At 66.7% G+C, this 25,036-nt stretch carries 31 protein-coding genes; 15 read left to right on the plus strand and 16 right to left on the minus strand.

The window, feature by feature from the left end:
- Window positions 1-88: 88 nt before the first annotated feature.
- A complete protein-coding gene (locus V0Z78_RS04860; RefSeq protein ID WP_336343498.1) occupies window positions 89-1,567 on the minus strand; it encodes a S8 family peptidase in 1,479 nt (492 codons plus the stop codon).
- 155 nt (window positions 1,568-1,722) lie between these two features.
- Here V0Z78_RS04860 and V0Z78_RS04865 point away from each other — a divergent pair, with 155 nt between their 5' ends.
- A complete protein-coding gene (locus V0Z78_RS04865) occupies window positions 1,723-1,995 on the plus strand; it encodes a hypothetical protein (protein ID WP_336343499.1) in 273 nt (90 codons plus the stop codon).
- 280 nt (window positions 1,996-2,275) lie between these two features.
- Here V0Z78_RS04865 and V0Z78_RS04870 read toward each other — a convergent pair whose 3' ends face one another.
- A complete protein-coding gene (locus tag V0Z78_RS04870) occupies window positions 2,276-3,364 on the minus strand; it encodes a helix-hairpin-helix domain-containing protein (RefSeq protein WP_336343500.1) in 1,089 nt (362 codons plus the stop codon).
- Between the two features lie 299 nt (window positions 3,365-3,663).
- On the opposite strand from V0Z78_RS04870, the gene V0Z78_RS04875 reads away from it, so the two are divergent.
- Together V0Z78_RS04875 and V0Z78_RS04880 are read left to right on the plus strand one after the other, a co-directional pair.
- The gene (locus tag V0Z78_RS04875) at window positions 3,664-4,473 is read left to right on the plus strand and encodes a helix-turn-helix transcriptional regulator (protein ID WP_409338673.1); all 810 of its coding nucleotides are present in this window, start codon (window positions 3,664-3,666) and stop codon (window positions 4,471-4,473) included.
- A 319-nt stretch (window positions 4,474-4,792) separates the two neighbouring features.
- Window positions 4,793-5,353 carry an OsmC family protein gene (locus V0Z78_RS04880; RefSeq protein WP_336343502.1) on the plus strand — a complete coding sequence of 187 codons (561 nt, stop codon included), beginning with the start codon at window positions 4,793-4,795 and terminating at the stop codon, window positions 5,351-5,353.
- A 510-nt stretch (window positions 5,354-5,863) separates the two neighbouring features.
- Here the strand turns inward: V0Z78_RS04880 and V0Z78_RS04885 are convergent.
- From V0Z78_RS04885 to V0Z78_RS04895, 3 genes are all read right to left on the minus strand, one after another.
- Window positions 5,864-7,201 carry a hemolysin family protein gene (locus V0Z78_RS04885; RefSeq protein WP_336343503.1) on the minus strand — a complete coding sequence of 446 codons (1,338 nt, stop codon included), beginning with the start codon at window positions 7,199-7,201 and terminating at the stop codon, window positions 5,864-5,866.
- Between the two features lie 262 nt (window positions 7,202-7,463).
- Window positions 7,464-7,745: a HalOD1 output domain-containing protein gene (locus tag V0Z78_RS04890; protein WP_336343504.1), complete on the minus strand. Its 282-nt coding sequence runs from the start codon at window positions 7,743-7,745 to the stop codon at window positions 7,464-7,466.
- 71 nt (window positions 7,746-7,816) lie between these two features.
- Window positions 7,817-8,287 (minus strand): Lrp/AsnC family transcriptional regulator, encoded by a 471-nt coding sequence (locus V0Z78_RS04895; RefSeq protein ID WP_336343505.1) that lies wholly within the window; start codon window positions 8,285-8,287, stop codon window positions 7,817-7,819.
- 156 nt (window positions 8,288-8,443) lie between these two features.
- Between V0Z78_RS04895 and V0Z78_RS04900 the strand changes: the two genes are divergently transcribed.
- Window positions 8,444-8,701: a hypothetical protein gene (locus V0Z78_RS04900; protein WP_336343506.1), complete on the plus strand. Its 258-nt coding sequence runs from the start codon at window positions 8,444-8,446 to the stop codon at window positions 8,699-8,701.
- A gap of 37 nt (window positions 8,702-8,738) precedes the next feature.
- Window positions 8,739-9,239 carry a DUF5813 family protein gene (locus tag V0Z78_RS04905; protein ID WP_336343507.1) on the plus strand — a complete coding sequence of 167 codons (501 nt, stop codon included), beginning with the start codon at window positions 8,739-8,741 and terminating at the stop codon, window positions 9,237-9,239.
- On the opposite strand, the gene V0Z78_RS04910 is transcribed toward V0Z78_RS04905, so the two are convergent.
- Together V0Z78_RS04910 and V0Z78_RS04915 are read right to left on the minus strand one after the other, a co-directional pair.
- On the minus strand, window positions 9,236-9,466 hold the full coding sequence (locus V0Z78_RS04910) for an Lrp/AsnC family transcriptional regulator (protein WP_336343508.1): 231 nt from the start codon (window positions 9,464-9,466) through the stop codon (window positions 9,236-9,238). The genes V0Z78_RS04905 and V0Z78_RS04910 overlap by 4 nt on opposite strands.
- 3 nt (window positions 9,467-9,469) lie before the next feature.
- Window positions 9,470-10,153, minus strand: a complete 684-nt coding sequence (locus tag V0Z78_RS04915) for a potassium channel family protein (protein WP_336343509.1) — start codon at window positions 10,151-10,153, stop codon at window positions 9,470-9,472.
- A gap of 91 nt (window positions 10,154-10,244) precedes the next feature.
- Between V0Z78_RS04915 and V0Z78_RS04920 the strand changes: the two genes are divergently transcribed.
- Window positions 10,245-10,475 (plus strand): Lrp/AsnC ligand binding domain-containing protein, encoded by a 231-nt coding sequence (locus V0Z78_RS04920; RefSeq protein ID WP_336343510.1) that lies wholly within the window; start codon window positions 10,245-10,247, stop codon window positions 10,473-10,475.
- Here the strand turns inward: V0Z78_RS04920 and pdhA are convergent.
- Window positions 10,472-11,512, minus strand: a complete 1,041-nt coding sequence (gene pdhA / locus V0Z78_RS04925) for a pyruvate dehydrogenase (acetyl-transferring) E1 component subunit alpha (RefSeq protein WP_336343511.1) — start codon at window positions 11,510-11,512, stop codon at window positions 10,472-10,474. The two genes, V0Z78_RS04920 and pdhA, sit on opposite strands and share 4 nt — an antisense overlap.
- A 71-nt stretch (window positions 11,513-11,583) precedes the next feature.
- Here pdhA and V0Z78_RS04930 point away from each other — a divergent pair, with 71 nt between their 5' ends.
- Window positions 11,584-11,901 (plus strand): hypothetical protein, encoded by a 318-nt coding sequence (locus V0Z78_RS04930; protein ID WP_336343512.1) that lies wholly within the window; start codon window positions 11,584-11,586, stop codon window positions 11,899-11,901.
- Here V0Z78_RS04930 and tmk read toward each other — a convergent pair.
- Entirely contained in the window at window positions 11,898-12,467 is a 570-nt protein-coding gene (gene tmk / locus V0Z78_RS04935) for a dTMP kinase (protein WP_336343513.1), read from the minus strand. The two genes, V0Z78_RS04930 and tmk, sit on opposite strands and share 4 nt — an antisense overlap.
- Window positions 12,468-12,562: 95 nt before the next feature.
- Here tmk and V0Z78_RS04940 point away from each other — a divergent pair, with 95 nt between their 5' ends.
- The 4 genes from V0Z78_RS04940 to cofC all read left to right on the plus strand — a co-directional run bounded on the left by V0Z78_RS04940 (window position 12,563) and on the right by cofC (window position 16,113).
- A complete protein-coding gene (locus V0Z78_RS04940) occupies window positions 12,563-13,468 on the plus strand; it encodes a complex I NDUFA9 subunit family protein (RefSeq protein ID WP_336343514.1) in 906 nt (301 codons plus the stop codon).
- A 36-nt stretch (window positions 13,469-13,504) separates the two neighbouring features.
- A complete protein-coding gene (locus V0Z78_RS04945) occupies window positions 13,505-14,185 on the plus strand; it encodes a helix-turn-helix domain-containing protein (protein ID WP_336343515.1) in 681 nt (226 codons plus the stop codon).
- Between the two features lie 108 nt (window positions 14,186-14,293).
- On the plus strand, window positions 14,294-15,472 hold the full coding sequence (locus tag V0Z78_RS04950) for a tubulin/FtsZ family protein (RefSeq protein ID WP_336343516.1): 1,179 nt from the start codon (window positions 14,294-14,296) through the stop codon (window positions 15,470-15,472).
- Window positions 15,473-15,513: 41 nt separating this feature from the next.
- Complete coding sequence (gene cofC, locus V0Z78_RS04955) at window positions 15,514-16,113, plus strand: 2-phospho-L-lactate guanylyltransferase (RefSeq protein WP_336343517.1); 600 nt, start codon at window positions 15,514-15,516, stop codon at window positions 16,111-16,113.
- 74 nt (window positions 16,114-16,187) lie between these two features.
- Here cofC and V0Z78_RS04960 read toward each other — a convergent pair whose 3' ends face one another.
- Both V0Z78_RS04960 and V0Z78_RS04965 read right to left on the minus strand, forming a co-directional pair.
- Entirely contained in the window at window positions 16,188-16,577 is a 390-nt protein-coding gene (locus V0Z78_RS04960) for a hypothetical protein (protein ID WP_336343518.1), read from the minus strand.
- A 151-nt stretch (window positions 16,578-16,728) separates the two neighbouring features.
- On the minus strand, window positions 16,729-17,484 hold the full coding sequence (locus tag V0Z78_RS04965; RefSeq protein ID WP_336343519.1) for a creatininase family protein: 756 nt from the start codon (window positions 17,482-17,484) through the stop codon (window positions 16,729-16,731).
- Window positions 17,485-17,580: 96 nt separating this feature from the next.
- On the opposite strand from V0Z78_RS04965, the gene cofG reads away from it, so the two are divergent.
- A complete protein-coding gene (gene cofG / locus V0Z78_RS04970; protein ID WP_336343520.1) occupies window positions 17,581-18,678 on the plus strand; it encodes a 7,8-didemethyl-8-hydroxy-5-deazariboflavin synthase subunit CofG in 1,098 nt (365 codons plus the stop codon).
- Here the strand turns inward: cofG and V0Z78_RS04975 are convergent.
- A complete protein-coding gene (locus V0Z78_RS04975) occupies window positions 18,656-19,213 on the minus strand; it encodes a metal-dependent hydrolase (RefSeq protein ID WP_336343521.1) in 558 nt (185 codons plus the stop codon). The two genes, cofG and V0Z78_RS04975, sit on opposite strands and share 23 nt — an antisense overlap.
- 325 nt (window positions 19,214-19,538) lie before the next feature.
- Between V0Z78_RS04975 and V0Z78_RS04980 the strand changes: the two genes are divergently transcribed.
- Window positions 19,539-19,979, plus strand: coding sequence for a twin-arginine translocation signal domain-containing protein (locus V0Z78_RS04980; RefSeq protein ID WP_336343522.1), 441 nt, complete (start codon window positions 19,539-19,541; stop codon window positions 19,977-19,979).
- A gap of 344 nt (window positions 19,980-20,323) precedes the next feature.
- Window positions 20,324-20,734 (plus strand): hypothetical protein, encoded by a 411-nt coding sequence (locus V0Z78_RS04985; RefSeq protein WP_336343523.1) that lies wholly within the window; start codon window positions 20,324-20,326, stop codon window positions 20,732-20,734.
- 93 nt (window positions 20,735-20,827) lie between these two features.
- Here V0Z78_RS04985 and cofH read toward each other — a convergent pair whose 3' ends face one another.
- Window positions 20,828-22,171 (minus strand): 7,8-didemethyl-8-hydroxy-5-deazariboflavin synthase subunit CofH, encoded by a 1,344-nt coding sequence (gene cofH / locus V0Z78_RS04990; RefSeq protein ID WP_336343524.1) that lies wholly within the window; start codon window positions 22,169-22,171, stop codon window positions 20,828-20,830.
- A 152-nt stretch (window positions 22,172-22,323) separates the two neighbouring features.
- On the opposite strand from cofH, the gene V0Z78_RS04995 reads away from it, so the two are divergent.
- Window positions 22,324-22,980 carry an HAD family hydrolase gene (locus V0Z78_RS04995; RefSeq protein WP_336343525.1) on the plus strand — a complete coding sequence of 219 codons (657 nt, stop codon included), beginning with the start codon at window positions 22,324-22,326 and terminating at the stop codon, window positions 22,978-22,980.
- Window positions 22,981-22,990: 10 nt separating this feature from the next.
- Here the strand turns inward: V0Z78_RS04995 and V0Z78_RS05000 are convergent, their stop codons facing one another.
- From V0Z78_RS05000 to V0Z78_RS05010, 3 genes are all read right to left on the minus strand, one after another.
- Window positions 22,991-23,959 (minus strand): LLM class flavin-dependent oxidoreductase, encoded by a 969-nt coding sequence (locus V0Z78_RS05000; RefSeq protein ID WP_336343526.1) that lies wholly within the window; start codon window positions 23,957-23,959, stop codon window positions 22,991-22,993.
- Between the two features lie 41 nt (window positions 23,960-24,000).
- A complete protein-coding gene (locus V0Z78_RS05005; protein WP_336343527.1) occupies window positions 24,001-24,747 on the minus strand; it encodes an NAD-dependent deacylase in 747 nt (248 codons plus the stop codon).
- A 75-nt stretch (window positions 24,748-24,822) separates the two neighbouring features.
- The gene (locus tag V0Z78_RS05010; RefSeq protein ID WP_336343528.1) at window positions 24,823-25,014 is read right to left on the minus strand and encodes a hypothetical protein; all 192 of its coding nucleotides are present in this window, start codon (window positions 25,012-25,014) and stop codon (window positions 24,823-24,825) included.
- Window positions 25,015-25,036 lie beyond the last annotated feature (22 nt).

Raw genomic sequence — 25,036 nt, forward strand, 5'->3', positions numbered from 1 at the left:
AGCGGCCGAGCGGAGCGAGGCCGACCGTCTCGCGGGGTTCAAATCATCTCGACGGTAGTCTAAGAACAGAAGACGGGTCGATCGGACCTCACTCTAGTGCGTCGTGAGCGTTCAGCCGTCCGGCGCCGAGTTCCGAATCGCCGCGTCCTCTAACGAGGTCTGCTCCTTGCTTGATCGCGTTTTCGACCTGTTTGGCGTTCAGGTCGGGATGTGCGTCCTTCACCAATGCGACAGCGCCGACCACCTGTGGGGCTGCCATCGACGTCCCACCGAGATATCCGTACCGGCCCGGAACTCGCGGATCCCCCTCCGCAGTCGGTAACGACGACAGCACGAGATTCGTCGGGTACGGCCAGTCGACGTCTGCCTCCGGATCGAGCGTTCTCTCCAGGGTTTCGTATCCGCCACCGGGGGCGCCGACGTCGATCTCGTTGGTTCCCCAGTTCGAGTAGAAGACGAGTTCGTCGTTCGGACCGGTCGCACTGACGCTCATGACGCCGGAGAGGCTGTTGGGGATCGTGAAGGTGCCTCCCTGCTGGAGGCTTTCACCGTGGTTGCCGGCGCTTGCGACGACCACCGTCCCTTGCCGGGTGGCATGGTGCATTACCGGCTGCATGACGCCTCGAACACCGCCGGCGTTCACCTGTGGCGGAAGCGTCTCAAGCGTCCCGATACTCATGTTCGCAGCATCGGCTCCCTGGTCCGCTGCGTATTCGAGCGCGAGCAGAAGGTCGCTCCAGAAATCGGGCTGTTCCTCCTCCCCAAACGTGAAGACACGGAGCGAGATGAGTTCGGCATCCGGTGCCGTTCCGAGGATACCTTCCTCGCCGGTCCCGGCTGCGATACCGGCAACGTGTGTACCGTGGTAATGTGGGTCTCCGGTATGTTGACGGAGTTCGCCGCCGTAGACGGAGCGGCTTTTCTCGACGTTGACGTTCCCAAGGTCGGGATGGGTATGGTCGATTCCCGTATCGAGGATGGCGATGGTCGTTCCGTCGCCGGTTGCGATGTCGTGGGCTTGTTCGACGTCGGTGACGTGCTTGTCCCACTGGAGGTCCCAGTACTCCGGCCGGTCTCGAGTGACCCCGGCTTCCTGCTCTCCGATGGGGTCCTCGAGCCGGACTTCGAAGTCGGGTATGGCGATTTGCACGCCGCGGACGTTCCGCAGGTCGTCCTGACTATCCTCAGGACCCTCTACGAGTAGCACCTCACCCGCCGCCAGTTCGTTTCGGATCTCGTATCCTGCTCGTTCTATACGGTCAGCGGCACGATCCCGTCCGACCCGCACCAGATATCGAGTCCGTTCGTTAGCCGACGCGATCCCGCTGACGGTCAGTGTAAGTCCGGTCCCTGCAACCCCCTTCAGTACCGTTCGCCGACCGATGTGATATGTCATTGCACTACGTATCAGACGGTAGCGCCGTCCCATACTTGGTATTTTTGTTAGAAGGATATCAATAATATTGTAAAACATCGTCTGTAATATAATACCGATTCCGGAGACGTATAGTGGGCTACCACGGTAGGTCCGCGAGCAACCGCACCGCGTGTCGCGAGTACGGCTCATCATCCGTGCGGCGGATCTCCCGTCGACGGCCTGAGACCGCCCCCCACGGCACTCTCGAGCGAGGTGTCCGAGAGCCACCGTCGCGTGACCCCGCGAGACGGGGGAGGAGTTCCATCAGAGGACACGTTTAACCATCCGCTCCGCGAAGACGGCACATGATGGATCGTCTCAGGCGGCGGCTGAACCGTGCGAAGTACGCAGCCATTGGTGCGGCAATCGGCGCGGCGGTCGGCGGCTTGGTGAGTCGGGAGGCCGCGGGTACGGTCGCGGGTATCGGGGCATTGGCGGGCGCCAACGTCGGCGAGAGCCGGGCGCTGTTGACGTACGAGGAGTTCAAGAGGAAGAGAGGCGACGAGGACTCGTTCTCGGGTACGGAACGGTGGTTCGCCGACGCGTTCGCTGATCTGTTCGGCGGTGGTGAGAAGTAGGTCCGACCGTCAGGATCGCCCGGATCGATTCCTGATGGAACCGAGGACATCGTACTGAGCTCTCGAACGACGACGGGCCAGAACCGATCGGCGAATGAGGCGGCAAGCCGGTAGCTTCAACACGTGTTCGGGATCGTTCCCGGGATCGCTGGTTCGCGAACCGAATCGATTCGAGACCGATCGAAAACCGATCCGGGATCGAGAGCGGCCGCTATCCGCTGAAGTATAAGAAGAACGGTGTGTCGTCCCGGTCGAGGGAGCGAAGCTCGCGCGTGTCGGATTAGGCCTGGGACTGCGCGCTGGTGATCCACTCGCCCGCGCGCTCCTCGGAGATCTCGGCGGCGTCGGCGACCGTCTCGCCGTCGGCCTGCGCCAGGTGCTCGACCGACTGGATGCCGTACTGGCGGAGTCGGTCGGCGTACGTCGGGCCGAGGCCCTCGATGGACTCGAGCTCCTGACCGTCGTCCTCGTCTTCGACGTCGATGTCGACGTCCGCGCTCTCGCTTGCGACGTCCTCGGCGGCGTCGACCTGGACCTCTGTCTGCTGTTCGGCCGCTTCGGCGCTCTCCTCGGCGATCTCCTCTGCACCCTCGGCCGCACTCTCGGCGACCTGCTGGGTCTGCTGCTGGACCGTCTGGGCGACCTGCTCGCCCTGCTGCTGAGCGGTCTCGGCGACCTGCTGCGTCTGCTGCTGGGCGGTCTGGGCGGCGTTCTGAGCCTGCTGGACGCCCTGGATCGTCTGCTGCTCGGCGTCCTGCTGGGCGTCGAGGAACGTGTCGACCGACTGGGCGACTACGCGCTGCTGCTGAGCGCCCAGTTCCTTGAAGGCCGCGACGAACTCGGACTCGAACTCGTCCCAGGCCTCCTCCTGGGCGGCCTCGAAGTCGTAGAGCTGGCTGTTCATCGCCGAGCGGAACTGCTCGTCGTCGACGGCCGACTCGACGGCGTCGTACTGCGCGTTGAACAGCTGCTGGATGAGTTCGGCGCCCTGCTCGAACTGGGCGTTCAGGAGCTGCTGGGTGAGTCGAGCGTTCTGCTCGAACTGCTCGTCCACCGCCGAGCGGATCTCGTCCTCGTCGACGGCCGACTCGATGGCGTCGTACTGGGCGTTGGCGAGCTGCTGGAAGAGCTCGGTACCCTGTTTCTGGGCGGATCGCTGGGCGCTGATGCCGTTGTGCATGAACGCCTCGAGGGCGTTCTGCTGGAGTTCGAGGCTCTGCTCGAAGAGCTGCTGGGTCTGCTTGATCGATTCTCGCTGCATCTCGAAGGCGGCCTGGATCGGTGTGGTTGCGTTCGTCATGGTTAGTGTGTTGTAGCGTTTCGGTCGGGCGTCGATGGTTCGCTCGTGGGTGCGACGCCCGGTTCGCATTCAGAGGGAGGGTCCTGAGACGGATAAGTGTTGCCCCAAAATGGCAATGAAATCCTTTCGTTACCATTAGATGGTAGAAGAGTGTCGCTCGGCCGGAGAGTGGCGTCCCCGGGAAGCCCTCACCCGGCGTTCCGGCCGCTGGTGGTCGACTCCCCTCGAACGCGATGGACGGCTACGCCTCGAGCGGAGTCACTGGCCGATCCCGACGGGGAAGGCGGGGCCCGTCCAACCGTCTCGAGTGAAGAACCTCTTTTCCCGGAAAACCGAACGGCTAATAGTGATATACTCGTACGTCCATCATGACACCAAGTACCAGAGAGTCACCGCTCGACGAGATCGAGTTCCTGGCGAGATCCGAACACCGCGTTACATCGCTCGATGCGCTGACTGAACGACCTCGAACCAGAGGAGAACTCCGCTCGATGACCGGAGCGTCACGGTCCACGATCGGGCGCATGCTGCGTGAGTTCGAGAGGCGCCGGTGGATACGGAGGGAGGGGCACCGGTACGAGGCGACGCAACTGGGTGGATTCGTGGCTGCGGGAATGAGGGAACTGATCGACCGAATCGAGACCGAACAGGAGCTACGCGACGTCTGGCATCTGCTCCCGATCGAGGGGATCGGTCTCAGCATCGAGACGACCTCCGACGCGGTCGTGACGGTCGCCGAGGTCGACGACCCGTACTGCCCGGTGAACCGATTCGTGTCGCTGCTCCAGGAGTCGGAGCGGTTTCGCTTCGTCGGGTTCGACGTCGCCCTGCTGGAACCGTGTCGTGACGAACTCCGCCAACGGATCGTCGACGGTATGCGGACGGAGATCATCGATCCACCCAGCGTCGCCCGCCGCGTCCTCTCGAGCTATCCCGAGCACTGTTCCGACCCCCTCGACGGCGGCAACCTCACCGTTCTGTTGCACGACGACGTGCCGGCCTACGGGATCAGCATCTTCGAGCACCGAGTCGGGATCAGCGGATACGATCCCGACAGCGGGATCGTACGAGTGCTGTTCGATACCGACGCACCGGAGGTACGCGAGTGGGCCGAGTCAACCTATGAGTCCCATCGACGCGAGGCGCGACCGCTCGCTCGCGAGATGGTCGCGGAGTGACCGAGTCGGTACGGATGACCGCGGTCAAGGGGCACGTTCCGTCCACGGCTCGTCGCCGCATCGCCGCCTCCAGTGCCCGTACCTCGGACCCGGTCGACGTACCGACCGACACGCGAACCGCCCGTCCGTTCGGCCGGGGATCTCAGTTGCAGCCGATGCCCGCCGTTCGTCGGCTGCACGGATCCCAGGGGATGCCTACATCCTCCTCCCGCTCGTGGTGATCTAGCGGGAGATCCGGAGATCGGGCTCCCGTACGGCGACCGCACGGATCGGACGATCGACCCGGGTCCGGCCGGCGTTCGCGGAGGGACGAGGGACCATGTCAATTAAGAACGGAGTAGACGTAGCGCAGCTCGGCCGAGCGGTCGAAACGATAACCGAGGAACCGGCGGCCGGTCGGTTCAGGTTCCGTGCGGAGACCGAGTGGACCGACGGCCTGCAGTGTGTGACGTCGATCGACGACTTCGATCAGGCCGGAGAACGAATCCACACCCGGGAGTTCAGAATCGAGGGGGACGAACCGGAACAGATCCTCGGGAAACGAACGGCGCCAAACGCAGTAGAGCTCCTGCTCGCCGCCATCGGCTCGTGTCTGAGCGTCGGTTACGCGGCGAACGCCGCGGCCATGGACATCGAACTCGACGAACTGAGGTTCGAGCTCGAAGGCGACGTCGACCTTCGGGGATTCCTCGGCATCGACGAGGAGGTCCGCGCGGGGTACGACTCCGTGAGCTGTACCGTCCACGTGGACGCGGACGCATCGGAGGAGGAACTCGCCGAACTCCGGCAGCGAGTCGAGGCCACCTCGCCGTTGATGGACAACGTCACCAACGCCGTCCGGCTCGAAACCGAACTGGTCGCTGCCCGAGGAGGGGAGTGAGGAGGGCGAGTTCGCTCGACGTCGAGAGACTGGAACGAGGACGAGGGCGAGGGCGTCCGCCGGGAAGTCGCGGGGTGGGTATCGGGTCCTCGAGCGGCTCCGGTCCGTCCGTCGCTTCCGTTCTTGACGGGGAGCAACGAGTCTCCGTTCTCGTCGCCGTCCGTCGTCCTCGGTCGGGATGATCGGACGCTCAGACGTCCTGAATGGCGGATCTGGTCGTCTCCGTCGTCTCCTCGTCGAGGTCGAGTTCGGGGTGCGCCTCCTCGGCGTCTGCTCCGGCTCGTGCCATGACCGTCTCCTCGTTCTCACCCCGATGATCGCATGGCACCCCTCGATCACGCAGTCGAGCCGCTTCGTGATGGTACGACCTCGTGTAGGACGTTATCTGGGATGACACGATCGCGCATCCTGGGTGGACGGTCCACGGAACCGGCGGCCGTTCGGGACGGTTTCCCCCGCGGTGTGCGCGCCGTCGAGCATCCGAACGGACTCGGCGACCGACTGGATCCGCTAACCGGACGAATCCGACTCCTCGGCCCCCGCGGACTCCTCCTGGACCACGACCGAGGAGATCCGTGCCCCGTCGACGCCCTCGACCGTCAGCCGGTAGCCGTTCACCGAGACGGCGTCGTCGACCTCGGGCGCACGACCCAGTCGATCGAACACCAGCCCTCCGATGGTCTCGAACTCCGTCCGCTCGAACTCGGCGTCCAGCGCCTCGTTGACCGTCGTGATCGAGACGCCTCCGTCGATGAGGTACGCGCCGTCGAGACGCTCGATCGAGGGTTCGTGGTCGTCGACGTCGAACTGGTCCTGGAGGTCGCCGACGAGCTCCTCGACGACGTCCTCGATCGTCACGATCCCCTCGAAGGCACCCCACTCGTCGATCACCGCGGCCATCTGGCTCCGGTCGCGTTGGAACCCCTCGAGCAGGTCGTCGATTCGGCCCGTCTCCGGAATGATGATCAGATCGCGGGCGAGGTCGCGGGCCGTGGACCCGTCCCTGCCGGCCTCGGTCGCCCCCAGTACGTCCTTCACGTCGACGAACCCGACGATCTCGTCGTCGTTCTCGGGGTCCAGAACGGGATAACGGGTGTGACCCGACTCGACGATGGTCGAGCGGAGCTCCGAGAGGGTGAGATCGGCGGGGACGCTCACTACGTCAGGACGCGGGATCATGACCTGTCTGACGGCGGTGTCGTCCAGATCGAAGACGCGCTCGATCATCTCGACCTCCTCCTTGTCGACGGCGCCTTGCTGGCCCGACCGCCCGAGCACCAGCAGGATCTCCTCCTCGCTGAGCGTCTCGTCGGTCTCCGAGGCGGGCGAGACGCCCACCATCCGGGTGAAGAAGTTGGCGGTGCCGTTGAACACGATGATCCCCGGGAGGAACAGGTAGTAGAAGAACTTCATCGGCGGGGCGACCAGCAGCGAGATCCGCTCGGCCTTCTGGATGGCGATCGTCTTCGGCGCCAGCTCCCCGAAGACGACGTGGAGGAAGGTGATGAACCCGAATCCGACCGCGAACGCGACGAGGGAGATCGCGCTTTCGGGGAGGAACGACTCGAGAACCGGCTCGATGAGCGCCGCCATGGCCGGCTCCCCGACCCAGCCCAGTCCGAGCGAGGCGATCGTGATCCCGAGCTGCGTGGTCGCGAGGTAGTCGTCGAGGTTGTCGACGGCCTCCTCCAGCACGGCGGCGCCCGTCCTTCCCTCCTCGACGAGCGTCTCGACGGTGGTCGAGCGGATCCGCACGAAGGCGAACTCGGAGGCGACGAAGAAGCCGTTCAGGATCACCAGAAAGAGCGCGAGGAGGATCCCCCCAACCGAGAACGCGACGTCTACCATTCGATTCCTCCGACGTCCGTCGGTCGGCGTGGGAGGACGACCGTCCTTCGGCCGGATCGAGATGCCGGCCAGCCGGACGCAGCACTCCGGAGTCCGACGGAGCGAGACGGGTTACCGCCCTGCGCGCGTGAGTCGACCATGTCGAGACCTATCCGACGGACTCACAAAACGGTGGTGTACGGAGATCTGTCACGATCGGATCTCCCCTTCGGCGAATCGGGCGACGGATGGACGTCGGGTTCCGGACCGGCTGCGTCGAGGCTCAGGGCCCGCTCGTCTCGTCCGCATCTACGAGGTGAACGCTGACGCCGCCGGCGCCGTCGACGGTCACCTGGTAGCCTCGGTAATCGAACTCGATCCATCCCGATCGCTCGCCAAGCGACTCGACGAACGCGTCAAGCGCCTCGGGGTCGACGACCGAGTAGAGCGGCGGGGTGAGTTCGATCGGGTCCATTCCCTCCACGCCGGCGATGGTCCGTAGGATCCTCTCGCTCGCGTTGACGTCTTCGGTCAGGGTGGTCTCGACCGACCGACTGCGTTTCATCACCTCCCATAGCATCAATAATTATAAAAACTTATCCTTCAGTATAAGAGGACTGCGTTTCTCGAAGTCTGCTACTGGTTCTCCTGTCGACGGAAGCCGTCGAGGGGCTGGTGGGTCTGGGATCGGATGAGGTCCTCCTCTTCGATCCCCAGCCCCAACTGGTCGAGCGCCATCGCGATCCGGGTGATGTCGTCGTTGTCGGAGCCCGCGGCCGTGACGTAGACGTTCCGCGTCCCGGTCATGAGCGTACGGACCTCGATCACGCCAGGAACCTCGAGGGCCTCGTCGGCCAGGGCCTCGCGCTCGCTCACGCTCGCCGTGCAGACGAACTGGTAGTGGTGCTGCACGCCGATCCGGTTGTAGTCGACGTCGACGCGGTAGCCCCGGATGACTCCCCGTTCCTCGAGCCGTCGGATCCGGTTGCGGACCGTGTTGTCGGAGACGTTCACCGCCTCCGCGACGTCCGTGATCGTGGTTCGGGCGTTCTGCTGGAGCCGGTGGACGATGGCCCTGTCGACGGCGTCCCAGGCGGTGTCCGTCATACGGCGCCGTTCGGTGCTGGCGTAGAAGAGTGTTCTTCCGAACCGGCGGGGCGGTGAAAGCGACCAGGCGGTCGTTCGACTTCGAGGGGGCGCTGCTCGTTCTCCTCTTCGGGGTCGATCCCCCATCTATAGGGACGCGCGGATCGATCCCCCGGTATGGCCGACTCACTCGACGAGATCGAGGCGACGCTGGGTGACGCGATCGACACTACCGACGACGAGCGGGCCCACGAGCAGCTCGAACGCGCCCGCGAGGAGCTACGGGAACTGCGCGAGGCCGGCGAGGTCGACGAGGAGCGCGCCGACGACCTCGAGACGCGGATCGACCAGCGCCTCCGGGGGATCGACGAACGCGAGAACTACGACGTCGACACGATGGGCGCGGCCAGAAGCCCCGACGACGAGAACGCGTAAGCACAACCCCCTTACTCGCGGATCCCCTCCCTCCGACGTGACCCACGCAGACGACATGGAGCGAGCGTTCGACGGCCACGAGGCGTTCGAGGCCGAGGCGGAGGGGTACGCGGTGACGACCACGCCCCTCGGTTCGCGCGTTCGGACCCAGACCACGGCGGACGGAGAGGGCGTCAGCTACCGGGTGATCGTCACCCCGCCGACCCTCGACGCCGTCGTGGAGGGCGAGACGGTCGCCGAGGTGGTCGAGGAGGGCTGGTTCGAGACGTTCGAGCGCCGTCTGGAGGAACCCCACCAGGCCGGCCGGGGGCTGGAGCCGATCGTCCCCGAGGTGCGCCGCGAGGGCGAGTCGGTACGCGTCGAGATGACGTTCACCAGCGACCGTCCCGATCGCGCGGCCGAGAACGCGAAGGCGCTGGTCGAGTACGTCGAGGGGACGTGGATGCAGGGGCTGATTCCGGGCTACGACTACCGGGAACCGGCCGCGTCGCTGCTGGATCGGGCGACGCAGAACTACGACGAGGGCGGGCCGGTTTAGTCCATCGCGATGTACGTCTGGGTGTCCTCGACGCCGGAGATCCCCTGAATCCCGTCGGCAGCGATCTCCTTCACCCGTGCCGGCGAGTCGACGTCGAGTTTCGCGATGATGTCGACGTCACCGGCGACGATGTGGGCGCTCTCGACGCCCTCGATCTCCTCGACCGAGTCCCGGAGTCGGTCGGCCTCTCCCGTGTTCGCCTTGATCATGACGTATGCAGTAACCATGGTTCAGACACCTCCTGCGGCCGCGCGGTTGCCGTCGCCGACGATCAGCTGTCGGACGTCGTCGAGCACGCTGAAGTCCGCGAGTACCGCGAGGCGGTCGCCGGCCTCGAGCGACTGACCGGGCGACGGGATCTCCATCGGCCGGTCCTTCTTGCCGAACGCGAGGAACGTCGCGTCGGCGGGCAGTTCGATCTCGCTGAGCGTGTAGCCCCGCATCGGCGAGTCGGGCTGGACGGTGAGTTCGACCACCTGTAGGTGCTGGGCGATGTCGGCGATCGCCCGGACGTTCCCCCCGAGCAGGGCGTTCTTCGCGCTGATCGCGCCCAGGCGTTCGGGATAGATGACCTCGTTCACCTCGTCGGCGTACTCGCGGTAGATCTCCTCGCGGTAGTCCTCGTCGATCCGCATCACCGTCCGACAGCCGTGGTGGTTCGCGATCATACACGCGGCGAAGTTGGTGTTGAGGTCGCTCGTGAGCGCGCCGAACGCGTCGGCCTCGGCGATCCCCGCGTCCTCGAGCACCGTCTCGCGCGAACCGTCCCCTTCGACGACCTCGTACCCCTCGTTTTTCGCGCGGTCGGCCACGTCCGGATCACGCTCGACGATGGTGACCTCGTGGCCCTCCGAGGAGAGCACGCGCGCCGTGCGCAGCCCCACTCGGCCTCCGCCGCCGATGATGAATCGCATGGCCCACCCTACGCCGGGGTGTGTGAATAATGTTACCCTGTCCCTCCGCCGGGCAAAGGTTTTTGATCCATGGTAGAGTATCACACAGTCGATGGTTCACGCATTCGTCATGGTGAAGACCGGCGCCGGCAGGTCGGAGGAGATGGTCGAGGCCACCCGCGAACTGGAGGCGATCACCGAGGCCCACATCGTCGCCGGCAACTACGACATCATCGCCGAGGTCGAGACCGACGAGGTGTACGAGGTGCTTCAGGCCGCCTCCTCCGGGATCCAGGGGCTCGACGGGATCGCCGACACGAAGACGTACATCTCGCTCGACTAGCGCGGGCGCCGCGAGTCGTGCTCGGCGAGGAACTCGAGCAGGCGGTCGCGCTGCTTCTCGAGCCGCGGGTCTCCGGACTCGTAGACGTGGTCGAACACGTCCTCGGGTCGGGCCGCCGGGCCCGACTCGGCCCGCTCGATGGCCTCGGCGAGTTCCTCCTCGGTCTCCTCGGCGATCGTCTCGATGATAGCGTCGTCGATCACACCCTCCTCGCGGAGGTAGGTCTCGTAGCGTTCGAGCGGGTCGGCCGTCCGCCAGTCGGGGAGGTCCTCCTCGTCGCGATAGCGCGAGGGGTCGTCGCTGGTGGTGTGGGCCCCCTGTCGGTAGGTGAGGCTCTCGACCAGTACGGGTTCGCCCGCACGCGCCGCGGAGAGCGCCTCGCGCACGACGCCGTACACCGCGAGCGGATCGTTGCCATCGACCTGGACGCCCTCGAAGCCGTAGGCGTCGGCCTTGATCGCGATCGACTCGCTCGCGGTCTGGCGTTCCCGGGGCATGGAGATCGCCCAGCCGTTGTTCTCACAGAAGAAGACCGTCGGCGTCGAGAAGACGCCCGCGAAGTTGAGCGCCTCGTGGAAGTCGCCCTCGCTGGTCGCGCCGTCGCCGAAACAGCAGAGCACCGCCGCGTCGTCGTCGGCGTAGTTCATCGCCATCCCCAGCCCCGTCGCGTGGGGGAGCTGGCTCGCGATCGGTACCGACTGCGGGAGGATCGGCAGCTCGTGACCGGAGGCGTACTCGGGGTGGCCCCGCCGGAACCGGAGGACGTCGCTCATCGGCACGCCGCGGGCGATCTGGGCGGCGTTCGACCGGTAGGTGGGGACGAGCCAGTCCGACTCGCGCATGGCGTGGGCGGCGCCGACCTGCGAGGCCTCCTGGCCCTCGAACGGCGGATAGCCGCTCATCCAGCCGCGGCGCTGGAGGGCGACCGCACGCTCGTCGAACCGTCGGGTTCGGACCAGGTCGCGATAGAGCGACCGCGCCGTCGCCTCGTCGATGCCGGCCTTCGAGAGGGGGTGTTCGTCGATGACGCGGTACATGCCCGCTCCGAGTCGCGGGGACGCCAAAGCGATTCCGATACCCCAAAGGACGGGCGTCACCTACCCGCTCCATGGTCAGTCTCGGAGCCGTGATCGGGCTCGGCGTCGTCGTCGGTCTGCACACGGTGATCGCGTCGGTGCTCATCCGGTTCTTCCGCCTGCGCCTCGACACGCGCATGGGGGTGGTCCTCTTCTCGCTGTTTCTCGTTCCCCTGGTGCTCACGATCTCGCTCCTGATCGTCGGCCAGCTGCCGGTCTTCGGCCGGATCGACCGCAACACCGTGGCGATGGTGACGGTACTGCTCCCCCTCCTGTTGGGCTACGCGATCGATCTGTTCTGGATGCCCACGCCCGAGGAGGTCGACCTGGCCCGCCGCCAGGGTCGCTAACCGAGGACGTCCTCGACGCGTTCGAACACCGCCCCGGGCGGTCGGGTCGCGTCGATCCGCACGAACCGCTCGGGCTCGGCCTCGAGCAGGCGTTCGTAGTTCTCCCGGACGGACTCGAGATACGACGCCTGCTCGAACTTGTTGGTCGCGCCGCTGCGCTCGGCCCCGGTCTCGGGGTCGACGTCGAGGTAGATCGTCAGGTCCGGCGGCCGGGTGAAGGGCGCGTGGACCTCCCGGACGTACTCCATCGGCCGATCGACGACGCCCTCTAAGGCGGCCCCCTGGTAGGCGTAGCGCGAGTCGGAGTAGCGATCCGAGATCACGAGCCGGTCCTCGTCGAGCGCGGGCCGCACGACCCGCGAGAGGTGATCGGCGTGATCCGCGGTGTAGAGGAACAGTTCGGCGAGCGGGTCGGCGTCGGGGTCCGCGATCGACCGGGAGACCGCCTCGCCGTACCACGAGTCGGTCGGCTCGCGAGTGAAGACGGCGTCGGAACGTGCGTCCCGGAGCGCCTCCCAGACCGTGGTCTTGCCGCTGCCGTCGAGGCCCTCGAGAGTGACGAGCATACCGGGCGTTCGCGGAAGGCACAGTATAGTGTGTCGGAGTCGCCGACCCCGGTGAAGTGAGTAGCTTTAGGGCGAATCGGGCATAAGATCCCGCCATGAAGGTGCTCGTAGCCGGCGGGACGGGATTCATCGGACGACGCCTCTGCACCGAGCTTCACGACCGGGGCCACGACGTAACCGCGCTCGCGCGCTCGCCCGACGCGAGCGTCGTCCCCGAGGGAGTGACGGTCGTCGAGGGCGACGTCACCGACCCCGATTCGCTCCGTACGCCGCTCGAGGGCCAGGACGCCGTCGTCAACCTCGTCGCGCTCTCGCCGCTGTGGGAACCCGAGGGCGGCAACGAGATGCACGATCGCGTCCACCGTGGGGGAACCGAAAACCTCCTCAACGCGGCCGAGGATGCCGACATCAGGCGATTCGTCCAGATGAGCGGCCTCATAACGGGCGACGAGGATCTGACGTCCTACCACCGTGCGAAAGCCCGCGCCGAGGAGATCGTCCGCGGGGCCGACCTCGAGTACGTCATCTATCGTCCCTCGATCGTCTTCGGCGACGGCGACGAGATCGTCGGGTACACGACGAAGCTGAAGCAGATGTTCGCCCCGGTCGGCCCCCTCTATCCGCTGCCCGGCGGCGGCGAGCGGACGTTCTTCCAGCTCATTCACGTCGAGGACCTCGCGCCGATGCTCGCCGACGGCGTCGAGGACGACGACCGTGCGAACGAGACGTACGAACTCGGCGGCCCGAAGGTGTACAGCCTGCGCGAGATGACCGAACTCGTCTTCGAATCGAAGGGACGGAGCGTTACGATCGTCCCGCTCCCCATGTCGCTGTCGAAGGTCGGCATGAGCGTGATGGGGGTCGTCCCGGGCCTGCGACTTGGCCCCGACCAGTTCAGGGGACTCAAGGCGGACAACCGGGTCTCCGACAACGACGTCGACGCGTTCGGCGTCTCGGAGAGCGAGATGACGACGTTCGAGGAGTACCTCGGCGTTCGATAGCGGGGCGCTTTTACTCCCCTGCTTCGAGAACCCGGTATGGGTACGATCGCGGAGCTCAACATCCCCGCCGACGAGTTCGCGTTGGGGCCGACGTTCCGGGAGCTCTCGGATCTGGAGGTGGAGATCGAACGGCTCGTCGCCCACGATCACGGTCGGGTGATGCCCTTTGCCTGGCTGACGGCCGACGACCCCGACGCGCTCGAGGAGACGCTCTCGACCGACGAGACCGTCGAGGAGTACGAGCTGATCTCGAGGGTCGACGGCGATCAGCTCTACCGAATGGAGTGGGTCGACTCGATCGAGATGGTCATCCACATCCTTCTGGAGGAGGAGGGGACGATCCTCCACGCCCGCGGCAAGTACGACGGCTGGCACGTCCGGGTGCTCTTTCCCGACCGGGACTCGCTCTCGCGGACCTACGACTTCGCCGACGACCACGGACTCCGGTTCGACGTCGTTCGAATCTACGAGCTCGACGACGAACGAAAGGGTCGGTTCGGGCTCTCGGACGAACAGCAGGAGACGCTCGCCGCGGCGACGAAGCTCGGCTATTACGACGTTCCCCGCGGGATCACCCAGGCGGAGCTGGCCGAGAAGCTCGGCGTCTCCCACCAGGCACTCTCCGAGCGGCTCCGGCGGGCACAGAAGACGCTCAACGAGAACACGGTCATCATCGGCGACGCCGAGGGCGACGAGCCGAACCTCGAGACCGAGTAGCCCGCGTCGGCCGCCCCTCGATCACGCGGAGTTCGTTTCGACCCTATATATCACAAAACTTATATCATACATGCTACCTGTTAGTGTAACGGAGAACACGTCCATACTATGAAACTCGCGATGATCGGATTCGGACAGGCCGGCGGAAAGATCGTCGACCGTTTTCTGGCCCACGACGACCGGCACGGAAGCGACGTCGTCCGCGCGGCGATCGCGGTCAACACCGCGCGGGCCGACCTGCTCGGGCTCGAGCACGTCCCCGACGGGAACTGCGTACTCATCGGCCAGTCGCGCGTGAAGGGCCACGGCGTCGGCGCCGACAACGAGTTGGGCGCGCGGGTCGCCGAGGAGGACGTCGACGAGATCCAGGGTGCGATCGACGCGATTCCGACCCACGAGATCGACGCGTTCCTGATCGTCGCCGGGATGGGCGGCGGCACCGGAAGCGGCGGCGCGCCCGTTCTGGCGAAGCACCTGAAGCGGATCTACACCGAGCCGGTCTACGGGCTGGGCGTGCTCCCCGGCGAGGAGGAGGGGGGCATCTACACGCTGAACGCCGCTCGGTCGCTACAGACGTTCGTCCGCGAGGTCGACAACCTGCTCGTCTTCGACAACGACGCCTGGCGACAGACGGGCGAGTCGGTCGAGAGCGGCTACCGGGAGATCAACGAGGAGATCGTCACCCGGTTCGGCATCCTCTTCGGCGCCGGCGAGATAAGCGCGGGCGACGAGGTCGCCGAGAGCGTCGTCGACTCGAGCGAGATCATCAACACCCTCGCGGGCGGGGGCGTCTCCACCGTCGGCTACGCATCAGAACCTCTCTCGGACGAGGAGGCCGGCGGCGGACTGCTCTCGCGTTTCACCCGCGGGAACGACGACGGGATCGACAGTGCCCACACGACCAACCGGATCACCAGCCTCGTCCGGAAGGCGGCACTCGGCCGGCTGACGCTGCCCTGCGAGGTCGAGGGGACCGAACGCGCCCTGCTGGTGATGGCCGGCCCACCCCGCCATCTCAACCGGAAGGGAATCGAGCGCGGGCGGAGGTGGATCGAGGAGCAGACCGGCAGCATGGAGGTCCGCGGGGGCGACTACCCCGTCTCCGGGGCCCGCGAGGTCTCCGCCGTGCTGTTGCTCTCGGGGGTCAACGACGTCCCGCGGATCCGCGAGCTTCAACGCGTCGCCATCGAGGCCCAGGAGAACATCGAGGAGATCCGTGCGGGGAGCGCTCGCAACCTCGAACGCCTGGTCAACGACGAGAGCGACGAACTCGATCCCCTCTTCTGAACCCGGCCGTTTAATACCGGCGCCGGTCGATCCCGCCTCGAATGCGCGTCGTCGTTCCCGTCGCCGCCGAGCGGCCGAAGACCCGCCTCGCTGACGTCCTCACCGGCGAGGAACGCCTCGAGTTCGCGCTCGCGATGCTCGCGGACGTCCTCAGGGCGGTTCGCGGCGCCGGCGGCGATCCGGAGGTGCTCGCGACCGCCCCCCTCGAGGCCGACGCGCCGGTCACCGTCGACGACCGGCCGCTGACGCCCGCGGTGAACGCGGCGCTCGACGACCTCCCGACGAGCGTGGTGATGGCGGATCTGCCGCTCGCGACGCCCGCCTCGCTCGAGCGGCTGTTCGCGACCGCCGGCGACGTCGTCATCGCGCCGGGCCGCGGCGGCGGCACCAACGCGCTCGTCGTCCGCCACTCCGAGTTCCGGGCGGACTACCACGGCGGTTCGTTCCTGAAACACCGGGCTGCCGCCGCGAAACTCGGCTCGCTGGGCGTCGTCGACTCCCACCGACTCGCGACCGACGTCGACGAACGCTCGGATCTGGTGGAGCTGCTCGTCCACGGTGACGGCGCGGCCGCCGACTGGTTGCGCGACGCGGGATTCGAACTCGTCGAGCGGGAGAGTCGCCTCGCCGTCACTAGGTGAGCCGAGGAGAGACGAGACCGGCTCGGAGACACCTCACTTCCGTCAGCCGTGGGACCTCTCGGTGAACTCCCTCGTTACGACGCGTTCGTGTCAGCCGTCCCCGGCACGGGCTCGACACGGAACACGTACTCCGGGTAGGCGCCGTCGAGGTTCGTGGGGCTCTCCTCGGCGGTGTGCGTCCGGCACAGGACGGCCTCCGCCTCGACGGCACCGTGACCGGTCTCTTCCTGGTAGCGTTCGAGGACGAGAAACGCCGCCGGCTCGGTACAGCCGCGACGGTGACACTCACGGGACGAGTCAGGACCCTCGTCCTCCTCGCGAGGGACCTCGTTCGCCTCGTCCCGGTCGTCGCCCGGGGGCTCCGCCTCGTCGGCTCGGTCACGCGCCTGTTGGAGCTCCCGTTCCCGTTGACGGTTCTCCGCGTCACGAGCTTGCTTCTCTCGCCCCCTCTTGGTGTCCGGCATGCTCCGAGAGAGGACGATAGGGGAGATAACGCTATGGTCGTCGCGGGGTGCCTCGTCGAACGGGTAGCTGACGCCTCACGAGCCGGTATCGATCAGAACTGAAGGACACGTCGTCCGTCACGGCCGAAGACGAGTTCACGGAGCCGAGCGCTCAGACGGCGTCGCGCTCGGCCTCGATTCGCTCGGCGTACGCGTCCGTCATCCGTTCGAGGATGGCCTCGCCGGCCTCGGAGGTCGCCTCGCGGGGGTCGCCGAGGACGCCGCTCTCGCTGATCGCGTCGAACCCCTCGTTCAGCAGCCGTGGAACCGAGACCTCGCCCTCGTGACCGGCGCGGAGCTCGTCGATTCGGACGAGTCCCTCCGCGACCGCGAGGACGATCGCCGTCTCGGCCGCCCCTGCGTGGATCACCGGCTCCTGGTACTCCACGCCGGCCTCGCGCAGCCCCTCGTTCATCAGCCGCATGTTCTCCTCGAGGTCCGCGAGCGTGATCACGCTCGCGTCGATCTCCCGGGCGATCTCGGGCGCGACCGTCTCGACCGGCGCGAAGTTCCCGCCGTGAGTGGGGAGGAGGACGACGTGTTCGAAACCGTGTGCGTCGAGCGACCGACAGTACGAGCGGACGAGATCCATCAGCGTTTCGGGGGGTATCGTGATCGTTCCCGGGAACGCCATGTGGTGGCCCGAGCAGCCGGGTCGGATCGTGGGGGCCGCGATCGCGTCGCCCAGCCGTTCGGCGATGCGCCGCGAGAGTTCGTCGCCCGCGAGCGCGTCCATGACCAGGGGCAGGTGTGGTCCGTGCTGTTCGATCGAGCCCACGGCGATCACCGCCGTCCGGGTTCCCGCCTCGAGCGCCGCCTCGACCTCCGGCCACGTGTGCTCCTCGAGGAGCACCGAACTGGACGACATGCACGGTCCGACGCGTGGTCCGCGTATAAATCCGGGCGTCCGGTCCGCCGCGTCCGACGGCGGGGTTTTTACCGCTGGGCGGTCGACCGAGGAACGATGATTCCGGGGACGGCGGAGTACGGCATCGATCTCTCGATCGACGAGGAGGCGATCGAGCGTGCGCTGTCGGTCACGCCCGCGGACGTCTCGGCCGCCGGGGCGCTCACCTTCGCGCGGAACGTCTTCGTCCCCCTGACGACGGCGTGTCGCTACACCTGTACCTACTGCACGTACTTCGACCCTCCCGGCGAGGCGAGCCTGCTGAGCCGCGAGGAGGTACGGGAGATCCTCGAGACCGGCGTCGAGGCCGGCTGTACGGAGGCGCTGTTCACCTTCGGTGACGATCCCGACGGCCGCTACACCGAAATCCACGATCAGCTCGAGAGGTGGGGCCACGACTCGATCCACTCGTACCTGCGCGAGATGTGCGAACTCGCCCTCGACGTGGGTCTGCTCCCGCACTCGAACCCCGGCGACCAGACCGCAGCGCAGATGGCCGAGGTCGCGGACGTCAACGCGAGCATGGGCGTGATGCTCGAGACGACCGCCGACGTCACGGCCCACGGCGGTCCCCGGGCGAAGTCGCCGGGCCAGCGCCTCGATACGATCCGGACCGCGGGCGAACTCGGGGTCCCGTTCACGACGGGAATCCTCGTCGGGATCGGCGAGGGGTGGCGCCACCGGGCCGAGAGCCTCCTCGCGATCCGCGAGCTTCACGAGCGCCACGGACACGTCCAGGAGGTGATCGTCCAGCCGGTCTCGAACAACCAGCGCTGGCGCGAGGGCTCCCCGACCCTCGAGACGCTGCGCCGAACGACCGCGATGGCCCGCGCGATCCTCCCGGAGGAGGTGTCGATCCAGACGCCGCCGAACCTCGCGCCGGCCCGGGATCTGTTGGACTGCGGGATCGACGATTTAGGGGGTGTGTCGCCGGTGACGGACGACCACGTCAACCCCGACTACGCGTGGCCCGCGCTCCGCGAACTCGAGGAGATCGCCGAGGCGGGCGGCGTTCCCCTCCGGGAACGCCTGCCCGTCTACGAGCGTCACGTCGAGGCGGACTGGCTCTCCGATCGGATCCGCGAGGCGATCGAGGCCGAGAACGAGGCGGGACGTCGCTATCGGTCGGTGCTCACTTCAGCCACTCGGGCGTGAGCTCGGGCATTCGCTTTCGGATGAGCGTGTAGACGGCCGAGATCCCGAGCGCGGCGAGCATGATCGCCCGCACGGGGCCGGTGTAGAGGAGCAGCGTCGGCACCGTTGCCAGGCTCATCAGTCCCAGGTCCTCGGGGGCACCGTCGTACCGGATCCAGCGCCGGGGGGCGATCCACCGGCCGGGGACGTGCGCGTAGACCGCCTGCTCGGAGGTCCGATCCCAGGGCCGAAGCTCGTGGCCCGCGCCGGCGGCGTCCATCGCGGCGTGGGCGGCCGCTCCGAGCGAGAAGAAGGCGACGCTGACGCTCGCCGCAGAGGGCGAGAGCGCCGCCCAGGCCGTCGCGGGCAGGGCGACGACCCAGCCGAGGACGGGAAAGTGAAGCGTCCGCCGGTGGACGCCGGCGAACAGGTCGAGGTCGGGGAAGACGCTCCCCAGCAGCGCGGCGACCGCGGCGACGACGGCGAACTCCGGGAGGAGGACCACGGTGACGGAGGCCAACGCGACGCCGACCGCCCCGTGGGTGGTGTTCATCATCGAGAGTCACCAGGGACCGGGTGAGAATAGGCGTTGTGTCTTCCGTACGACGTGATCAGGAAACGACGAGACGGGCGTTCGGGTCGCAAAGGTCGTCATGGACGTCCCGACGACCGTTCGTTCACGCCTGCCGCCGATCCGACGGAGGCATCGAGTGCCGCCGAACGGATCGTGAGTGTTGTGAACAATGGACTATGTTTACTATCCTACTGGAGGTTATTTGAAGCAGGAAAATTCATGACAGTAGACTTCATCAGGGACCTGCTTTTAGTACAGAGCGGCCATGGGGTCGAGTACGCGCTGTGACCCAGCGCGGAGGCAAACCATGACAGACCAAAACCCATCCGAGCGAACCCGTCGAACGTTCATGAAAGGAGCCGCCGCGACTGGCGTCGCGGCTACAGGTATTACGGCATTCAGCGGGAGTGCTGCTGCGCAGGACCCCGGGGACTTCGACGTCGATACTAGCCGACTCAACGTCAATGAACAGACCGGCAATGTGCGCGGTCTGATCGTTCTCAACAACGTCAACGTCGACGTCATTGACGACGTCACACTTCAGGACATTAACGTGGAGATCATCACCACTGACGGCGGAGATATCAACATCCTCCAAGACATCGAAGTCTCCCGTTTGATCCAGACGAACGGCGGCGATGTCCTTCGTCTGGTCATCCAGGACAACATTCGAGACATCCTGCAGAACTTCGACGATCTCATCGTGCAGGTCACCGTTCTCGGCGAGTCGAGCGTCAGCGAGCTCTAAGAGCTGACGACACCAGTCGACTGTTATTTTTCAGCAGTGTAGCACGGGTTACCGTAGGCATCCGTTCGTTAATCACTCGTCATCGACGTTCCGTCTACCTTCGGCTCCAGCCGTGGCCCTACAGACCGCCGTCAAACCCTACCCACCGCTTCTCGCGATAGACCTTGTCCGATGGTTGTCAAAATCAGGCGTATTGCCGGCCGTAGAAGCGTTGCTATGCGAGCCGGTACGTTATCTCGATCGTAATTCGTCGTTCTAGACAGGTCGATGGCCATGTCGGCGAAAGAATGATGCTGCGTCATAGGTTAGCATTACTCAGTTGGTACCCAATACACCGATCGACTATGGAACGACCAGAGCGGATCCCACGGGAGGGAGAGGAGGAGTTCGACTGTATCCGGTGTTCCGCGACGTTCCTCTCCGAGGAGGCCCTGCAGCGCCACTACGACTGGAACCCGGAGCACGCGGAGCCGGTCACGCTCGACGCCCGTGGGCTGGAGGAGGAAGGAACGAAACTCGAGGACTCGGCGTGGGTCGAGTTCGACGACCGGATCGAGACGTTCCTGACCGTCGCCGAGGACGCCAACGAGAACGCGCTGGAGATGACGTACCGACCGGAGGAGGGGTCGGTGCTGGTCGACGGTCCGCGCGAACAGACGATCGACGTGAGCGAGGTTCAGGAGCGGGCGTCCGATCGGATCCGGTGGTCGTTCAACGGCACGTACTACAAACTCGCCTTTCTCAAAGGCGAGTGAGCGATTGCGGCGGCTGGGGATAGTGGATCTCTTGACCGTCCGAGCCACCGATCAGTGGTAATCGCCTACCGGAACCATATCGTACTCCAACGGTCATCGCGTCATCGGCGTCCCGTCCGCCTCCGGACCCAACATCGGCCCGTACGGACCGCCGTGGAGCTCCACCCGTCGCTTCGTTCGATAATCCGTCGAGCGCTCGACGGGCACTCTTCCTACCGAGGCGATCATCTCCACCAGGTCTGAGACGTCGCGGAACTCGCCGTACTCGCCGCCCGCGCGCTTGGTGATCTCCTCCGAGAGGATCGTCCCCATGAAGTCGTTCGCGCCACACGAGAGCATCTTCAGGCCCTGCTGGTCGCCGTACTTCACCCAGCTCGACTGGACGTTCTCGACGTTGTCGAGGAACAGTCGGGAGACGGCGATCATCAGTTCGTCCTCGTCGGTGCTCGCGCCGCCCGAGACGACCCCGCGCTCGTAGAGCGGCGTGTCGTGGTGAACGAACGAGAGGGGGACGAACTCGGTGATCGCGCCGGTACGGTCCTGCAGGTCGCGGATCCGCTTCAGGTGCATCGCGCGGTGGGCCTCGTTCTCGACGTGGCCGTACATTATCGTCGCCGTCGTGTCGAGCCCGACGTTCGCGGCGGCCTCGATCGCCCGCTCCCACTCGTCGGTGCCGATCTTCCCCGGGCAGATCACCTCGCGAACCTCGTCGACGAGGATCTCCGCGGCCGTCCCGGGAACGCTGTCAAGTCCCGCTTCGGCCAGCTGGCTGTACACCTCCTCGTAGCTCCAGTCGGTCCCCCGGCGGGCGTGGTAGGCCTCCTCGGGCGTCATCGAGTGGAGGTGGACGCCGCCGACGCTCATCGCCTCCATCTGCTCGACGTACGTCCCGGGGTCCGTCTCGTAGCGCTCCGGCGGCTCGAAGTTCAGTTCGCGGTCGTCGGCCGCGCTACGTAGGATCTCGAGGTGTTCGCCGTCGAGCGCGAACGCCGGATGTAGCCCCGAGACCGAACAGACCTCGTAGATCCCTAGTTCGAGCGCGTCGGCGACGATCTCCCTCGATTCGGCTGGCGTCTTCGTAAAGCCGGGGTGCTCGACCTCCGAGGCGCGCTCGAAGTTGCTCGCGGTGTCCTTGAAGTTACAGAACAGACAGCCGGTGTTGCACGCCGTGGTGACGTTGTTGTTGAGGTTCGCGACGAAGGTGACCTCCTCGCCGACGACCTCGGCACGGCGGGCGTCGGCGGCCTCGAGCACCCGTTCCTTTCGTTCGGGGTCGATCCCTTCGTGGTCGGTGCCCGTCGCGAGGAGCTCCGTCCCGTCCGCAACCGAGAGCCGATCGCCCGCGCGTGCCTTCTCGAGCGCGTTCTCGAACGACTGGTCGGTCACCGCACGGTGATCGAACGCGAACTCGCGGGCGGTTTCGGGCTCGACGGCCATCACCCTATGGGGAACGGCCGACGGCAAAAAGGTGACCGGTCGTGCGGTCCTCATCGTCCCGGCCGCGTTCGGTTCGTCTCGTCGGCGGCCTCGGCGGACGAGCCCGTCCACCGACAGGAATATGCAACGGCCGTCGGTAGCACCCCACGCGCATGGACGCGACCTTCTGGGACATCGGCGGCGTGATCCTCGACAGCTCCTCCGTTCGGACGGCCCACGAACGGTTCGTCGCGGAGCTCTGTGAACGCCGGGAACTCGGGGATCCCGACGCGGTGCTCGAGACCTGGCGCGCGGAGCTCGGCGCCCACTTCCGCGAGCGCGAGGGAACCGAGTTCCGCTCGGCTCGCGAGGGCTACGAGCGGGCGATGGCCGCGGTCGGCGACGTCCCGGCCGATGAGTGGGAGCCGATATTCGAACGCGCCCTCCGGGAGTCGATCGAAGCCAACCCCGGCGCGGTCGAGACCATCGAGGCCCTCTCCGAGCGCGATCTCCACCTGGGCGTGATCAGCGACGTCGACACCGCGGAGGGGCGGCGAATCCTGGAGACGTTCGGCGTCCTCGACCGGTTCGACTCGATCACCACCTCCGAGATGGTCGGTCGGACCAAGCCCGACTCCGCGATGTTCGAGGCGGCGCTCGACGCCGCCGGGGTCGAACCCGAGCGCTCGCTGATGATCGGGGATCGCTACCCCCACGACATGGAAGGGGCGAAGCGCGCGGGCATGCGGACGGCGGCCTACGGCGCCGACGACGGACCGGCCGTCGATCACCGCCTGACCGACCTGCGCGAGATCCTCGAGATCGTCTGAGGTCCGCGGTCTACGGGGCGAGCGCCTCGATCGTGCGCTCGACCGTCGCGTCGTCCGCGTTCGACGGCACGACGACGATCGGCTCGTCGACCGTCTCGAGCCCCTCGATCGCCGAGAGCCGCGAGCGCGCCTCGTCGGGCGTTCCCGCCGCTCCCAACGCCGCGACCATCTCGTCGGTAACCTCCTCACGCGCCCGCCCGCGCTCGCCGGCGTGCCAGGCCTCGGCGATCCGGTCTACCTCCTCCGGGAACCGCTCGCCGACCGCCCGGCGATACCCCTCGCCGCTGCCGACGTAGTAGGCGAGGTGGCCGCGTACGACGCCGCGTGCCTCCTCGGTGTCCTCGGCGACCGCCGCCGGGACGTACGGGGCGACCTCGATCCCCTCGGGGTCGCGTCCGGCCTCGCGAGCCGCCGTCGAGACGGTCTCGAACGCCCCGGAGAGCCCCTCGAAGGGTATGTTGTGGGGGAGCCAGCCGTCGGCAACCCGACCCGTCGCCCGGCGTGCGGCCGGCCCGAGAGCGGCGGTGTAGACCGACACGTCGGCCTCGAGCGCCGGGAAGTCCCGGGTCGAGAAACACTCGCCGTCGTACTCGACGCGCCCGTCGCCCGCGGTGTAGGCCTTCACCAGCTCGACCGTCTCGTGCATTCGACGGATGGGCCGGTCGTACTCGAACCCGTGGAGGTCCTCGATCGCCTTCGGGGTGCTCGCTCCGACCCCGAGCCGGACGGGGCCCGACGAGCGCTCCTCGAGCGCCGCCGCGGCGCTCGCGAGGACGGCCGGCGAGCGCGAGAAGACGTTGGCGATGGCGGTCCCGAGCGCGATCCCCTCGGTGTGGGCCGCGAGCGTCGTCAGCTGGACGAACGCGTCGGTTCCCCACAGTTCGCCGGTCCAGATCGCATCGTAGCCCAGCGCCTCGATTCGCGTCGCGACCTCGGACGCCGACTCGGAGACGTTCGGCAGCAGGACGCCGCGTGTCATACCTGCCGTGTGTGGATCGTGACCATAAAACCAGGGGCGGCCTACGACAGGCGTTCGACCAGCGCGGGCAGCGCCTCGGTCACGTCCGCCCGCACCACGACAGCAGCCAGCGAGTCGTGCGGCGTCGGATCGAGGTTGAGTATCGCGAGCGTTCCCCGCCGGGATGCGGCCCGCGGAAGCGACGCCGCCGGCTCGACGCTGAGCGAGGAGCCGATCGCGAGGAAGACGTCGCTTTCGCTCGCACGCCGCCGGGCGTCCGCGAGGATCGCCTCGGGCAGCGACTCGCCGAACAGCACTACGTCGGGTTTGAGGAGTCCGCCACACTCACACCGCGGCGGCCGTTCGCCGTCGCGAACGCGCTCCCGGACGGGGGCGGCGTCCGATTTACGTTCACAGTCCATGCAGACGACTCGCCGAGCGTTGCCGTGGAGCTCCAGAACGCGCTCGGAGCCCGCTCGTTGGTGGAGCCCGTCGGTGTTCTGGGTGATCACGGCGTCGAGACGGCCCGCCGACTCCAGTTCCGCGAGCGCCTCGTGGGCGGGATTGGGCTCGACCTCGCCGGGGAACATCGCCTCGTGGAGGTCGAGTCGATCGGTCCAGAACCCCGCCGGATCCGAGCGGAACCGTCCGATGCGGAAGTCGGCGGGGTCGAACCGCGTCCCCCAGATCCCCGATTCGCCGCGGAAGTCGGGGATCCCCGACGCGGTGCTGACCCCCGCGCCCGTCAGCGCGACCGTCGAGTCGGCCCGGCGAATCGCGCTCGCCAGCCGGTCGAGCGTCTCGTCCATGACGGAGCCAGGCCGGCGAGGCCGAAAGCGGTGTTGGACGTCGTCACCGACCGCGAACGTGTAACCGACCCTCACCTACCGTCGATCGGGCGCGAAGGCGGAAGTCAACGGGTCGAGAGGGCCGGTGTCGATCCACCAGCGCATCGCGGGTGACGGCGGGTCGGCCTCGGAGACGGAGTCGTGGGCGGAGCGGAGACACTCGCCGTCGATCATCAGCGGCATCTCGATTCCCTCGACGACGCAGTCGGGACACGGTACGGTACCCATACTCGTCGTTCGTATCAAACGG

It is taken from the genome of Halalkalicoccus sp. CG83 (genome assembly GCF_037081715.1).
GTDB classification, from domain to species: Archaea; Halobacteriota; Halobacteria; order Halobacteriales; family Halalkalicoccaceae; genus Halalkalicoccus; species Halalkalicoccus ordinarius.

Coding starts and splice junctions, on each gene's coding strand:
- V0Z78_RS04860 (WP_336343498.1), bottom strand. CDS start 1,567: ATGAGCCGTACTCGCGACACGCGGTGCGGTTGCTCGCGGACCTACCGT.
- V0Z78_RS04865 (WP_336343499.1), top strand. CDS start 1,723: ATGATGGATCGTCTCAGGCGGCGGCTGAACCGTGCGAAGTACGCAGCC.
- V0Z78_RS04870 (WP_336343500.1), bottom strand. CDS start 3,364: ATGCGAACCGGGCGTCGCACCCACGAGCGAACCATCGACGCCCGACCG.
- V0Z78_RS04875 (WP_409338673.1), top strand. CDS start 3,664: ATGACACCAAGTACCAGAGAGTCACCGCTCGACGAGATCGAGTTCCTG.
- V0Z78_RS04880 (WP_336343502.1), top strand. CDS start 4,793: ATGTCAATTAAGAACGGAGTAGACGTAGCGCAGCTCGGCCGAGCGGTC.
- V0Z78_RS04885 (WP_336343503.1), bottom strand. CDS start 7,201: ATGGTAGACGTCGCGTTCTCGGTTGGGGGGATCCTCCTCGCGCTCTTT.
- V0Z78_RS04890 (WP_336343504.1), bottom strand. CDS start 7,745: ATGAAACGCAGTCGGTCGGTCGAGACCACCCTGACCGAAGACGTCAAC.
- V0Z78_RS04895 (WP_336343505.1), bottom strand. CDS start 8,287: ATGACGGACACCGCCTGGGACGCCGTCGACAGGGCCATCGTCCACCGG.
- V0Z78_RS04900 (WP_336343506.1), top strand. CDS start 8,444: ATGGCCGACTCACTCGACGAGATCGAGGCGACGCTGGGTGACGCGATC.
- V0Z78_RS04910 (WP_336343508.1), bottom strand. CDS start 9,466: ATGGTTACTGCATACGTCATGATCAAGGCGAACACGGGAGAGGCCGAC.
- V0Z78_RS04915 (WP_336343509.1), bottom strand. CDS start 10,153: ATGCGATTCATCATCGGCGGCGGAGGCCGAGTGGGGCTGCGCACGGCG.
- V0Z78_RS04920 (WP_336343510.1), top strand. CDS start 10,245: ATGGTTCACGCATTCGTCATGGTGAAGACCGGCGCCGGCAGGTCGGAG.
- pdhA (WP_336343511.1), bottom strand. CDS start 11,512: ATGTACCGCGTCATCGACGAACACCCCCTCTCGAAGGCCGGCATCGAC.
- V0Z78_RS04930 (WP_336343512.1), top strand. CDS start 11,584: ATGGTCAGTCTCGGAGCCGTGATCGGGCTCGGCGTCGTCGTCGGTCTG.
- tmk (WP_336343513.1), bottom strand. CDS start 12,467: ATGCTCGTCACTCTCGAGGGCCTCGACGGCAGCGGCAAGACCACGGTC.
- V0Z78_RS04940 (WP_336343514.1), top strand. CDS start 12,563: ATGAAGGTGCTCGTAGCCGGCGGGACGGGATTCATCGGACGACGCCTC.
- V0Z78_RS04945 (WP_336343515.1), top strand. CDS start 13,505: ATGGGTACGATCGCGGAGCTCAACATCCCCGCCGACGAGTTCGCGTTG.
- V0Z78_RS04950 (WP_336343516.1), top strand. CDS start 14,294: ATGAAACTCGCGATGATCGGATTCGGACAGGCCGGCGGAAAGATCGTC.
- cofC (WP_336343517.1), top strand. CDS start 15,514: ATGCGCGTCGTCGTTCCCGTCGCCGCCGAGCGGCCGAAGACCCGCCTC.
- V0Z78_RS04960 (WP_336343518.1), bottom strand. CDS start 16,577: ATGCCGGACACCAAGAGGGGGCGAGAGAAGCAAGCTCGTGACGCGGAG.
- V0Z78_RS04965 (WP_336343519.1), bottom strand. CDS start 17,484: ATGTCGTCCAGTTCGGTGCTCCTCGAGGAGCACACGTGGCCGGAGGTC.
- cofG (WP_336343520.1), top strand. CDS start 17,581: ATGATTCCGGGGACGGCGGAGTACGGCATCGATCTCTCGATCGACGAG.
- V0Z78_RS04975 (WP_336343521.1), bottom strand. CDS start 19,213: ATGATGAACACCACCCACGGGGCGGTCGGCGTCGCGTTGGCCTCCGTC.
- V0Z78_RS04980 (WP_336343522.1), top strand. CDS start 19,539: ATGACAGACCAAAACCCATCCGAGCGAACCCGTCGAACGTTCATGAAA.
- V0Z78_RS04985 (WP_336343523.1), top strand. CDS start 20,324: ATGGAACGACCAGAGCGGATCCCACGGGAGGGAGAGGAGGAGTTCGAC.
- cofH (WP_336343524.1), bottom strand. CDS start 22,171: ATGGCCGTCGAGCCCGAAACCGCCCGCGAGTTCGCGTTCGATCACCGT.
- V0Z78_RS04995 (WP_336343525.1), top strand. CDS start 22,324: ATGGACGCGACCTTCTGGGACATCGGCGGCGTGATCCTCGACAGCTCC.
- V0Z78_RS05000 (WP_336343526.1), bottom strand. CDS start 23,959: ATGACACGCGGCGTCCTGCTGCCGAACGTCTCCGAGTCGGCGTCCGAG.
- V0Z78_RS05005 (WP_336343527.1), bottom strand. CDS start 24,747: ATGGACGAGACGCTCGACCGGCTGGCGAGCGCGATTCGCCGGGCCGAC.
- V0Z78_RS05010 (WP_336343528.1), bottom strand. CDS start 25,014: ATGGGTACCGTACCGTGTCCCGACTGCGTCGTCGAGGGAATCGAGATG.